Consider the following 12,532-nt stretch of genomic DNA (forward strand, 5'->3'; position numbering starts at 1 on the left):
GCCTAGTACACCCCTTCGACAGCGGTCTGGCCGCCGGCCACGGTGAGCGGCCTGATGTCGGCCAGCCCGTCCTGGGGGTACTTCGCGGTGGGCGCGATGCGCAGTACGGAGTCGCGCTCCAGCGTCCAGGGCAGCAGCAGGTCCCGGGAGACGAGGCTGATCTTCGCCTGCCCGCGCTCGCCGTGGGCCACGGAGGTGCCGGTGTTCTCGGGGTCCACCACCTTGACCCGGCTGAACGGGTGGAAGGGGATGAAGACACAGCGTTCGTCGTCCCGTTCGCCGTCCCGCGGGCGCTGCGGGGCGATGCCCATCATGGTGTTGCCGTACAGGCCGACCACGGCGGCATCGGGGAAGAGCTCGTCCTCGAAGACCCGGAGCGTCTCGGGGCTCACGCTGGTGCCGGCCCAGATGATGCCGCGCACCTTCCGCTGCACCAGATCCAGCAGCTTCTCGTCGGCGGCCAGCGCTTCGAGCACCGGCGGGGTGGCGAAGAGGACGGAGACGGGCTGGGTGGAGAGGATGTCCTGGGCCTGCGCCAGGATGTGCTTCACATAGCGGGCGGCCTCATCGGTCCTGCCCTGCTTGACGCTGTTCTTGACCCAGCGCGGGTCGAAGTCGATGTAGTGGCAGAACGTGCCGCGCATTTGCGCCAGCAGCCCGATGGAACGGCCGACGATGTGCGGTCCGGTGGGGCCGAGATGCAGCCAGTGGCCCTCGCCCTCGCCCGGGACCTTGTGATCGGCGAGCACCTCGCTCACCCAGTGGACACCGTTGCGGCGCGACCGCGATTCCACGATGCGTTTGGGCCGTCCCGTGGTGCCCCCGCTGTCGAAGACCTGGAAGTCCCAGCCCTCCCTGCCGATCCCGGCGGGGACCAGCGCGTCGACCGGGACGTCCTTCCACTCGTCGCTGACGTCCGGGAAGAGGTCGAGGTCGTCCCAGGTGTGGACGTCGGTGAGCGGATTGAAGTCCAGCTCGGCCGCGCGCTTCACCCAGTACGGCGAGCCGGTGGCGGGGGAGAAGTGCCACTGCATCGCGGCGTGGATGAAGTCCTCAGGCGCGAGATCGGCGGTTAACGGGTCGACGATGTGCTCGGACATGCGGTGTCTCCAAGGAAGGTGGGGATCAGACCCGGGCGAGGGAGTGGGTGAGGGCCGGCGACAGGGTGCGCCCCACGGCCTCCACGACCGGCTTGAGCCGGCCCATGAGGGTGCCGAACTGCTCACCGCTGAGGGCCTGGGCGCCGTCGCACATCGCGTTCGAGGCGTCCGTGTGGACATCGACGATCAGTCCGTCGGCGCCGCACGCGGCCGCCGCCAGGGACATCGGCGCGACGAGGTGCGGCTTGCCCGTGCTGTGGCTCGGGTCGACGATCACCGGCAGATGGGTGAGCCGCTTGGCCTCGGCCACCGCACTGAGGTCCAGGGTGAACCGGGTGCCGCGCTCGAAGCTGCGGATACCGCGCTCGCACAGGACGACGTCGCTGTTCCCCATGTGCAGCACGTACTCGGCCGCGAGCAGCCACTCCTCGATGGTGGCGGACATCCCGCGCTTGAGGAGGACGGGCCGGCCGGAGGCTCCCGCCTCGCGCAGCAGCTCGAAGTTCTGCATGTTGCGCGCACCGATCTGGAGCATGTCGCTCTCCTCGGCGACGGATTCCACGTCTCCCGGGGTCACGACCTCGGTGACGACCGGCAGGCCGGTCCGCTTCCGCTGCTCGGCGAGGAGGGTCAGCCCCGCGAGTCCCAGCCCCTGGAAGCTGTACGGGGAGGTCCGGGGCTTGAACGCGCCGCCGCGCAGCATGACGGCGCCACTCGCGACGACCGAGTCCACCACGGCGTTCATCTGCGCCGGGCTCTCGACCGCGCAGGGACCGGCGATGACGGCGAATCCGGTGCCGCCGAACACCGCTCCGCCGGCGGAGCCGAGCGTCACCTGGGTGTCCTCGGGACGGAACGCCCGGCTGGTCAACCGCTGCGATCCGGACACCACGACCACCCGGTCGACGCCGGGCGCCTTCTCCAGAACCGTTGCCAGATCAGGCCCGTCGGTTCCTTCTGTGATGAGCACTGTGACGCCCGCCACAGTGCTGGATATCGGAATCAGGCCACTGCCCCGAAGTAATTCATTTACGGATTCAACTTGTTCGCGGGCAGCCTGCGGACTCATTACCACAATCATGGGAGTGCCTTCCAAGGGACTGTCGGGAGTGCTCCGATGGAGCTCAGGGGGAGTGCCACCCAGTCGTGGTCGTGGCATCGCTTTTCACTGAGACTCGTCCCCCCGGAAAGATCTTCTTCCGGACAGTAACCCAGAAGTGAAGGGATTGCCAAGCGTATTCTTCCTGTGCTGTCATCGCCGTGCCGTCCTCAGGCAGGGCGGATGCCGTTGGCCGAAAGATGTTTCGTTGGCCGAAACCGAACAACATGAACAGCGGGGGTACGACATGAAGATGGTCGATATCAGCCAGGGTTGGTACGAGGGAATGCCTTCCTATAACGCCTCGTGGTATCCGAAGTTTGGTATACGCAAGGCGATGACCCCGGAGACCGACCCGGCCGGCGGCGGCCGGACCTTCTCGGATCTGCAGATTTTCCCGCACAACGGAACCCATGTGGAATCCGGATTCCACTTCTACGAGGACGGCGCGAAAATCGACGAGGTCCCGCTGGAGACCTTCGTCGGCCGGGTGGTCATCGCGGACCTTTCCGGCCACCGTGACCTCGACCCCGTCACCGGCGACGAACTGGAGAAGGCGGTCCGCGACGTATGGCAGGCCGGCGACCGTCTGCTGATCCGTACCGACCACCCGAACCGGTACCTGGGGCGTGAGGACTACTGGGACAAGCCGCCCTATCTCACTCTGTCCTCGGCGGACTGGATGGTCGACAACGACGTCCGGCTCGTCGGCATGGACTGCATCACGGAGCGGCCGGACGACCGCAGCGGGCAGGTGCACCGGCGGCTGCTGGCCGCCAACATCCCGATCCTGGAGAACATCCAGAACCTCGACCAGATCGACAACCAGGTCGCCCAGCTGATGGCGCTTCCCATCAAGATTTCCGGCGTGGAAGCCGCCCCGGCCCGCGCCGTGGTGTTCGACGGATGGCCGGTCTGACCCCCTCGGCGGAACACTCACACAAGGGGGTCCACATGGCTGGAAATCAGACAGCCGTTTCTCTGAAAGAAGCCGGGAACCAAACAGCCGCCGCCATCGACGAAGGCCTCGAAGCGGCGCTGGATCTGCTCGGTGATCCATTACCGGACACCGGCAGAGGCGACCGTGTCGTCATCAAGCCAAACACGATCCAGCGAAAACCGGGTTTTCGGACAGGCTCGTGTCTGCGGCCGGAACTGCTGCCGGCGCGGGCTATACGCGCGTCCGCGCGCGGTGCTGAAGTTCGCATTGCCGGGCGCACCCGGGTACACCCGGAGCTGCCGCGCGAAAGCCAGTTCCACAAGTGCGCTCCGGTGGCCGGTTCCGCCGGCCCGCCGTTACGCATTGTGCAGGTTTACAGCGCAAGATCGTTGCGGGCGCTGAACGCCGTTCCCGATATCGTCACCGAGGGTGATTTCTTCTCGCGTCCCCTTTCCCGGCCGGTACCCGAGGAGTTGGTCTGACGTGTTGTCCATACCCGTGCTCCGCGACGGGGAGGAGCGGAGCTCCCGCGACACGCGTGTGCTGCACGGCGTGAACGGCGCTCCCCTTGCCACCGTCCATGAAGCACCCGCCCTGGTGACCAGGCTCACCGTCAAACGCATGCGCGAAGCACCGCGGATGACGTCGGACGAGCGCCTCGCGGTGCTCGCCGACGCGGGCCGCCGGTTCGCCGGGGCCACCCTGGGCGGACAGACCCCGGAGGAGTACTGCCGTATCCAGGCACTCGTCTCCGGTGTGCCCATCCGCGTGGCCCGCCAGACCCTCGGCCGGATGCAGAACGACTGCGGGCTGCTCGGCGACGTCGTCGCGCGGCAGTCCCCGGTCGGCGCAGGCCGCACCGCCCGCTGGGTGCGCCGCGGTTCCGTCTTCGGTGTCGTGGCCCCCAGCAACCACCCGGCCACCCACGGAGCCTGGCTCCAGGCCGTGGCGCTGGGGTACCGGGTCGTGGTGCGCCCTGGCACCCGTGACCCCGTCACCCCGCTGCGCCTGGTCCGGGCGTTGCTGGAGGCAGGTCTCGATCCCGGCTGGATCAGCCTGCTGCCCGGGTCGCACGCCGCCGCCGACGCTCTTGTGGACGCGGCCGATCTGGCCCTGGTCTACGGCAGCGAGGCCACGGTGGCCCGGCTGCGCGGCAACGACCGGGTGCTGGTCCGCGGTCCCGGTCGGAGCAAGATCCTCGTGGACGGCCCGGTCGACGAGGCGGTCCTGGACCATCTCGTCGCCGAGATCTCCGCGGACGGCGGGGTGCGGTGCACCAACACCACCGCGGTCCTCACCTCGGGTGACCACCGTGCCCTGGCCGAGGCGTTGGCCGAAAGACTGGCCTCGCTGCCGGCCCTTCCGGTCACCGACGAGGGGGCCGTCCTCCCCGTCCGTCCCCGCAAGGAGGCGGCGGGCCTGCGGGCGGCCCTCGACCGGGCGGCACAGGGCGCCGTCGATCTGACGGAGCGGTACTACGAGGCGGACGGCGGTCCGGTGACCGTCGTCGACGAGGACGCCGCGGCCCTGCGGCCCGCGGTGATGTGCGTGGACCGGTCCGACCACCCGGGGCTCGGCACGGAACTGCCGTTCCCCTGCGTATGGGTGGCGCCCTGGCAGCCGTCGGAGGGCATCGGCCCGCTGGACGACTCCCTGGCCCTGACCCTCCTCACCGACAACGCGGCGCTCGTCGACGAAGCCCTGGACACCCCCGGCATCCGCACGGTCCTGCACGGCAGGGTCCCGGGCTGGTACCGGGATCCGTATCTGCCGCACGACGGGTACATCGGGCAGTTCCTCAAGGAGGCCCGTGGTTTCGCCGGGTCGTGAAACCAGCGGTGCCCCGACCGACCGCTCCCAGGTCATTCAGAAGATAGTGAGGTGATGGACATGTCTGCTGCCTGTCCCGACATCCCGATCGTCGTCCTTCCCGAGAACAACGTGGTGCGCGGCCGCACCAGCCCGGCCGCACCGGTCGGTACCGCCCTGACCACGGCCACCGACGCGTTGATGCGTCTGCACGGCGAACTGCTGAACCCGGCGGGAGCCGGCGACGCGGTCCGCAAGGCGATGGACGCGGCGGTCGAGGAGACCGACCGGCTCGCCGTCGAGGCCATGGTCGTCCCCATGGACGCCGCGGCGCTGAAGCCGATCGTTCCCAACCACGAGTACTTCGGGGTCCGCACGGCGCCGGTCGACGACGCCCGGCTCGTCTCGGAAGTGACGACGATCATCGCGCGGACGCTCCGCGATCTGCGCGACGCGCGGCTGGATCTGAACGATCAGGCCTACGAGGTCCACGCCATGGCCAAGATCCTGGAGGGCCTGGCGCCGCGCGACGCCGCGGCGCCCTCCGGCGGGACCCCCACGGGGGGCCGGAGCCCGTACGTTCCGGGCAACGACGAGCTGACGCGGTGGGTCATCACCCACCACTTCTACTTCGTGCTCAACCTCGCGGCGGCCGAGGCCGTCTCCCGGGCGGCCGCCGGGCTGGTGGACGGGGACCGCGACGCAGCCTTCGACGCCCTCCAGGAGGCGATCGCCTATGTCCGCGGCTTCACCGCGGCCATGATCCACTCCGGGGACATGTCGGCTCCGTGCTACGACGCGAAGGTCCGCCCGACCATGCAACCGCCGGCCGTGCCGGTGGCACTCACCGGCCGGACGCAGCCCGAGCACAAGGCGTTCCGCAAAGCCATGCGGAACCTCGTCAAGGTCTCCGCGCAACCCTTCGCCGAACTGGCGGCGACCGACCCCGAACTGGCGCTCGCCCGCGACGCGTTGCTCGAGGCCGATCTGCAGGACATCGAGCGGCACATCAGCGTGACGGCCGGTCTGGTCGGTGACGACCGCTCGATCGTCCAGGGCGAGGCGTCGGCCGAGAGCGCGGTCGGCGTGCTGCGCACCATGCGGCACTCCCGGGCGGAGCTGTACCGCGACCTGATGAGGTTCGGTGACCCGGTGACCCTCATCGGGGCCTGAACGACGCAGAGTTGACCGGGCGGTCCGGCCGGGGTCGTCCTCACCGACGATCCCGGCCGGACCGCCCGCCCCCCCGTCCCCCCGGAAGGGAACAGCGTGACGAAGACCGCACAAGTCCGTGCCGAGGCACCTCCGTTCACTCTCGTGGCGACCCTGGCCGGGCTGTCCGCGCTCGGCCCGCTGTCGATCGACATGTACCTCCCCGCGCTGCCCGAGCTCGGCAGGGACCTCGGCGGCGGCGCATCCCTGATCCAGCTCACCCTCACCGCCTGCCTCGTCGGGCTCGCGCTCGGCCAGGCGGTGGCAGGCCCCGCCAGCGACCTGCTGGGACGGCGCCGGCTGCTGCTCGGCGGCGTCATCGGCTACACCGTGGCGTCGCTGCTGTGCGTCATCGCGCCGAACGTCTGGTTCCTGATCGCGTTCCGGCTGCTCCAGGGCGCCTCGGGCGGCACCGCGATCGTGATCGCCCGCGCCGTGGTCCGGGACCGCAACGAAGGGGCCGCGGCGGCCCGCTTCTTCGCCAGCCTCGTCCAGGTCAGCGCGCTCGCGCCGATCGTGGCGCCCCTGGCCGGCGGGGCGCTGCTCCAGATCATGCCCTGGCGCGGGCTGTTCGCCGTCATCACCGGGCTCGGCGCGGTGCTGGTCGTCGTCGTGTACCGCGGCATGCCCGAGACGCTGGCACCGGAGGACCGGCGCGGCGACGGGCCCAAGGCCGTGCTCGTGACGTTCGGCAAGCTGGCCGCCGACCGGGCCTTCGCCGGCTACATGCTCACCGGCGGGCTGGCCTTCGCCGCGATGTTCACGTACATCTCCGGATCGCCGTTCGTGATCCAGGAGGTCTACGACCTGCCCCAGCTGGCGTTCGCCGGCATCTTCGCGGCGAACGGCGCGGGCATCGTCATCGCCGGCCGCGTCGGCGCCCGGCTGCTGGACCGGCACGGCTCCCGCCGGCTGCTCGGCATCGGTCTGACCGTCGCCGCCGTCGGCAGTCTGACCGTGGTGAGCTCTCTGGCGGCCGGGCTCTGGACGCTGCTGCCCGGCCTCTTCCTGGTGGTCGCGCCGATCGGGCTCATCCTGCCGAACTCGATGGCCCTCGCACTGTCCGGCCGCCCCCCGCGGATGGCGGGCACCGCCTCCGCCCTCATGGGCCTGGCCCAGTTCGCCCTCGGCGGCCTCGCCGCCCCGATGGCCGGCCTCGGCGGTTCCGACACCTCGGTCCCGATGGCCCTGGTCATCGCCGGCCTGAGCCTGTCCGCCCTCGCCGCCTTCCGGCTGACCCCGCGGCCGCCGGTGACGGCCTGAACCCCTGGCCCGGTGAGCCTCGCCGACCGTTGCCAGAGATCGTCCGGCAACAAGCGGAACGCGTGGTGCGGAGTCAAGGGCCGCACTGCGCGGAAATCACGGCGGTCCAGGGTGAGTACGGCATCGCTGCGGTACTCGGCGGCCAGAGCCACGTTCACCGCGTCCGCGAGGTCCAGGTCCAGGTCGGCGTAGCGCCGTTGGACGGCTTGCGCCGTGCGCTAACGCATGTACTTTTCGTCCGATACGGAGTGTGAGCGGGTCAGCACTCGATGACGTTGACCGCGAGGCCGCCGCGGGCGGTCTCCTTGTACTTGGCATTCATGTCAGCCGCTTTTGATCATGGATCTGACCTGCAGTTTTGACACAGCAAGATCTGATTTGCGCCACGTCAGGGACTTTTACCGCCGGCTACCTGCAAGGCATCCGGCGGCACTCGGTACCCGTGGGGCGAGCCCGCGCAGCAGCCGACCGGGTTAGGGGCAGCGAAGGAGCGGCAGCTTCGCTGCATGCGGGAGCATCGTCCGATTTCGGAGCGAGAACAGCTCTTCAGGCTCGGTCGGTGATCTTCTAGGGATCTTCAGGGCCTTGCGGACCTTACGCAGGGACATGCTCTGGTGCCCCTTTCTCAATCCTCGGGTGGTCTGCCTGGACTGTCCGCGCTGGACATTTCGTCGGGTAACCGAACCGACCGCTGGCCCAGCGCGCAAGAAGCCCCGCCGGTGCTCCCGGCGGGGCTCTTGGAGTTGGGTGTGGCTGTGTTGATCGGGCTGGGGGTTAGCTGAGTTGGGTGGGGGTGGGTTGGTCGTGGTTGAGGGCTGCTACGGCTGCGGGGGTGAGGGCGGTGTTGAAGGTTTGGACGTTGCTGATGTTGCCGGGGAAGTAGTTGCTGGTGCCGGCGCTGCCGATGTGGAGGGGGCCGGTGGCGTTCCAGGCGGTGGTGTTGGTTCCGGTTCCGGCGAGGGTTCCGTTGATGTAGAGGTTCATGGTGTGGGTGGCGGCGTTGTAGACGCCGACGAGGTGTGTCCAGGTGTTGAGGACGGGTGGGGTGGAGGCGACGGCTCCGGGATAGGTGCCTGGGGTGGTGCTGTCGCTGGCGGGTGAGATGAAGGCCCAGGCGTTGTAGCCCTTGGAGTACTGGAGGTAGAAGGAGTCGACGCCGGTGCCGGCGTTGCTGGCCTGGCCGACGGCGGTGTTGTAGGTGGTGGTGTTGGTCATGTTGACCCAGGCCGAGACGGTGTAACCAGCCGTGGTGTCGAGGACGGGGCCGGCGGTGGCGGCGTCACCGGTAGTGCCGTTGAGATGCAGCACCGTCCCGCGGTTGGGGTCGGTGGTGAAGGTGGCTCCGCTGTTGGCGGTGAGGTTGTTGGCGGGGCGCACGGTGTTGTCGGTGTTGGAGAGCTTCCACCAGTCGGTGGGCTGGTGGAGGTAGCCCAGCGGTACCGGTGCGGTGAATTGCGCGATGCCCGCCGCGGCGACCGTTCCCGGGTATTCGAGGATTTGACCGTTGCCGGTGGTGGCGTACAGGTCGGGGTTGCCGTCCGGGCCGCCGGAGGTGCCGGTGGTGGTGTTGTTGGTGTCGCCGGGTGAGGCGATGGTGGGGTAAGTGGTGTTGTCCAGGCCGATGGGGAGGATGGGGGCCTGGGCGGGGAGGGTGCCGTTGGTGCTGCCGGTCCAGTTCTGGTCGGCGCGGCCGGTGAGGCAGGCGTAGATGATGAGTTGGGTGCCGGCGGTGGTGCTGCTGGCCGGGTCGGCGAGGCAGAGGTTGGACGCCGGGTTGACCAGGGAACCGTTGGGGCCGGGCTTCCATTTCTGGGCGGCGGTGCCGTTGCAGGTGTAGAGCTGGATGGGGGTTCCTGAGGCGGTCCCGGCGTTGGTGATGTCCAGGCACTTGCCCAGGACCCGCACGGTGTTGTCGGTGCCGAGGGTCATCTGCTGGGCGTCGGTGCCGTTGCAGGGGTAGATCTGGATTTTGGTGTTGTTCGCGGTTGATGCCTTTGCGACATCGGCGCACACCGTGCCCCCGCCGGGGACTGTGATCGCGGACACCAGGGGGTGGTGGGTGGGTGCGGTGAGCACGGTGGTGGGCAGGCCGTTGGCGTCGAAGGTGAGGGGGTAGGTGTGGAGGGTGCCGGTGATGTTGTCGCGGGCCCACAGGGTGGGGGCGCCGTCGACGGTGCCGGGGGCGGTCAGTGTGGTGTTCGACCAGTCACCGTTGCCCAGTAGCAGGGCCTGCTTGAAGTGGGCTCCGGCCTTGGAGGTGCCGGGGTAGTACCACAGCCGGCCGCCCTCGATGGTGATCAGGTCGGCCAGTCCGGAGCCGTTGTCGAAGCTGCCGGGGGCGAGGATCTGGCTGACGGATCCCCAGGTGGTGTCGTAGCCCAGGCAGGTGGATGCCGGGTTGCAGGCGGGCTTTTCGGTGATGGGCATCCGGCCGTTGGTGTTGGTGAAGTGCCCGGCCACCCCGCTGGCGCTGGTCTCCGCGTCGTTGCGGTAGATGTACATCTGGTGGGTGACGGTGCTGTAGGCGAACAGGTCGTCAACCCCGGACTGGGCAGTGCTGCCACGGTGGGTGATCAGGAACTTGTCCCAGCCCGTGGATGCCTCGGCCTCGGGGCTGGTCGCTGCAGTGGAAGAGGTCACGGGGGCGGCGGCTGCGTCGGTGTTGCCGGGCAGGAGCAGCAGGTCGCCTTCCTTGGAGGGGGCGATCAGGTCGGGGATTCCGTCGCCGGTGAGGTCACCGGAGGTGACCTTGGTGGCGGGATTCCACGGGGCGTAGAAGCTGTAGGTGGAGGGGTCGGCGTTGCCGGCGCCGTCGACGGCCTGGACGTACAGGGTGTGTGTGCCCCATTGCTGGGCGGTGACGCTGATCGGGATGTCGGCTTGGGCGGCGCCGACGCTGTCGGCGGTGACGTTGATGGTGTGAGCCGTGTCGGCGCCGGTCGCCGGGACGGGGGTGTCCATGGACCATTCGAACTTGCGGATGTCACTGCGGACGCAGGACAAGGGCGCGCAAGTGCCGGTGGGCATGGGGTCGGTGCTGGTGGTGTGGATCGTGAGGCCGGTGTCTCCGGCGTGCTTGGTCGGTGCGGTGCCGCTGCCCAGCGGCGGGAAGTCGGAGGAGTCGGTGAACGCGGCTTGGGTGGGCGGGGTGAGGTCGGTCTTGAAGTGGCAACTGGTGGTCCATGGCCCGTACAGGGTGCCGTCCCAGGCGCGGACGCCCCACCCGTATTGGTGGCCGTCCTGGGCGGCGAAGCCGAGGTTGTGGTGGACGGTGGTGCCTGAGGCGACACCGGCGGTCAGGGGCGGGTTGATGACCGTGGCCTGGCCGTTGGCCTGCGGGAGCATGTTGTCCCACATGGCGTACTGGCCCTGCAGGTTCACCCCCTGCATGGGGGTGGTGAGGGTGGCATTGAGGGTGATGTTGCTGGTGCTGCCGGCCAGAGTGGTCTTGCCGATCCACCCGTCGGGGCCACCACCGCACGCAGCACCGGCGGGGTTCTGGCTGTCGGGGGTCGTGCTGGGAGCGCTGGGCGCGGCCGGGGGAATGTCGAAGACGGTCACGATGTATGGGTTGCTGTTGAAGCGCATGAACCCGTAGTTCGTCTCGTACTTGGTCTCGTTCCCGCGCAGGGAGAACGCCCAGGTGTCCTTGTCGATGGCGGCGTTGCCCTGGATACCGGCGGTGACATCGAAATTGACGTACCGGGTGCCGCAACCGGCGGCGACGTTGGCGCTGGCGACGTTTTGCGCGCCCAGGGCTGCGCCGACACTCGGCTGGTTGTCCCAGTCCAGCTTCCCTACGAATTGGGGGGTGTTGATATCGGCCGTCCCGTACAGCGTGACGGGCCAGGTGTGGGAACAGTCACCGTCGGCGCCGTAGACCTCGGCCAGCACCAGGGTGGACTTGGAGATGACCATGTTCTTGTGCAGATTGCTGGTGTTGATCTCGAAGAACGACCGCTCCAGCCCGTAGCAGGTCGAGGCGTAGTGCTGGTAGCCGATGCCCTCGCCGCCGTACTGCTGCGGGGTATCCCACTGCGGCGTGTCATGGCAGCCCTCCTGCGCCTCGGCGTAGTGGTTGGTGCCGCTGGAGACGGGGCTGACGGTCGGGTCGATGAACACCGGATACGTGGTGGTGGCTCCGGTCAGCAGCCCGGCATCCGGGGTGAGGGTGACCGCGTCCGGGGTAGCGGTCAGCGCGACCGGCTGGACCTGGGCGCCCGTGCCGGGGCCGTCGGTTGACGACACCGGCGCCGGATCACCTCCTGTTGCGGAGGTGGTGGCGGTGCGCGCGGACAGGGCGGACTTGGTGCTGGCCGGAGCCACTGCGGTGGTCGAGGAGTCCCACATCGTCGGGGTGGGGCTGGTGTAGGCCAAGGTGCCGTCGGGGGTGGTGGCGGCCAGGCGGCCGTGGGCGTCGGCGGCCAGGTTCAACCCCTGGGTAGTGGTGGCCAGGCGCAGGGTTTTCAGTGCGGGGTTCGCGGCAGCGGTCGCGTTGTGGACGATCAGCACTTCGCTGAACGCGCCCTGGTCACTGACGGACGCCTCCAGATCCACACCAGGCAGGACGTTTACGTACCGGGCGGTGTCACCGGTGACGGTGGGCGCGGGCAGGGTAGTGGGGAACGACAGGGCCAGGCGGTGCCCGTTGGTATCGGTGAGGGTAGCCAGCGGCCCGTTGCCGCCGCCGGACAGTGCCACGCGGGCCGGGGTGGCGGACGGCGAGTAGGTGCCGTCGCCGTTCCGTCCCAGCGTGGCGTCCACTGCGGCCCAGGTGTCGTTCTTCTTCACCCGCACGGCCTGCAGGTTGGTGGTGGTCGCCAGGGTGCCGTCGGGATTGGCGACGGTCTGCTCGGTCTGCGTGGTGAGCGAATCGACAACGACGGGTTTGCCGGTGGCCTTGGCCTGCAGCAGAGCTGCTTGCATGGGTCCGCCGGGTGTGAGCGGCGGGGCGGTGGTCATATCGGCCGGGACGGATGGCGGCACATCGTCGGCCGAGGCCGGGCCGGCCAGTGATAGGACGAGGCCGCTGACTGCGAACAGTGCTGCTAGTTGGATCGGGCTGCGGCGCCGGAATCGGCGCGCGCTGATGGAACCCCCCACGATTAC

Annotated in this window: 8 protein-coding genes and 1 pseudogene; 5 read left to right on the forward strand and 4 right to left on the reverse strand. The window is 69.1% G+C overall.

Annotated features, from left to right (window positions below):
* Positions 1-2 precede the first annotated feature (2 nt).
* Both C8250_RS29550 and aroF read right to left on the reverse strand, forming a co-directional pair.
* Entirely contained in the window at positions 3-1,100 is a 1,098-nt protein-coding gene (locus C8250_RS29550; RefSeq protein ID WP_138354900.1) for an AMP-binding protein, read from the reverse strand.
* Between the two features lie 25 nt (positions 1,101-1,125).
* Positions 1,126-2,181 carry a 3-deoxy-7-phosphoheptulonate synthase gene (gene aroF, locus C8250_RS29555; RefSeq protein ID WP_138354901.1) on the reverse strand — a complete coding sequence of 352 codons (1,056 nt, stop codon included), beginning with the start codon at positions 2,179-2,181 and terminating at the stop codon, positions 1,126-1,128.
* Positions 2,182-2,452: 271 nt separating this feature from the next.
* Between aroF and C8250_RS29560 the strand changes: the two genes are divergently transcribed.
* From C8250_RS29560 to C8250_RS29580, 5 genes are all read left to right on the forward strand, one after another.
* Complete coding sequence (locus C8250_RS29560) at positions 2,453-3,118, forward strand: cyclase family protein (RefSeq protein WP_269770774.1); 666 nt, start codon at positions 2,453-2,455, stop codon at positions 3,116-3,118.
* A gap of 35 nt (positions 3,119-3,153) precedes the next feature.
* Positions 3,154-3,621, forward strand: coding sequence for a hypothetical protein (locus C8250_RS29565; protein WP_138354902.1), 468 nt, complete (start codon positions 3,154-3,156; stop codon positions 3,619-3,621).
* A gap of 1 nt (position 3,622) precedes the next feature.
* The gene (locus C8250_RS29570; protein WP_138354903.1) at positions 3,623-4,969 is read left to right on the forward strand and encodes an aldehyde dehydrogenase family protein; all 1,347 of its coding nucleotides are present in this window, start codon (positions 3,623-3,625) and stop codon (positions 4,967-4,969) included.
* 60 nt (positions 4,970-5,029) lie between these two features.
* Positions 5,030-6,121: a hypothetical protein gene (locus C8250_RS29575; RefSeq protein WP_138354904.1), complete on the forward strand. Its 1,092-nt coding sequence runs from the start codon at positions 5,030-5,032 to the stop codon at positions 6,119-6,121.
* A gap of 96 nt (positions 6,122-6,217) precedes the next feature.
* Positions 6,218-7,423, forward strand: a complete 1,206-nt coding sequence (locus C8250_RS29580) for a multidrug effflux MFS transporter (RefSeq protein WP_138354905.1) — start codon at positions 6,218-6,220, stop codon at positions 7,421-7,423.
* A 35-nt stretch (positions 7,424-7,458) separates the two neighbouring features.
* On the opposite strand, the pseudogene C8250_RS43760 reads toward C8250_RS29580, so the two are convergent.
* Positions 7,459-7,635 (reverse strand): annotated as a pseudogene (locus tag C8250_RS43760) (VapC toxin family PIN domain ribonuclease); the annotation flags it as partial.
* A gap of 562 nt (positions 7,636-8,197) precedes the next feature.
* On the reverse strand, positions 8,198-12,349 hold the full coding sequence (locus C8250_RS44510; protein ID WP_138354906.1) for a LamG domain-containing protein: 4,152 nt from the start codon (positions 12,347-12,349) through the stop codon (positions 8,198-8,200).
* Positions 12,350-12,532: the final 183 nt, after the last annotated feature.

Source organism: Streptomyces sp. So13.3 (assembly GCF_005860785.2).
Taxonomy (GTDB): Bacteria; Actinomycetota; Actinomycetes; order Streptomycetales; family Streptomycetaceae; genus Actinacidiphila; species Actinacidiphila fildesensis.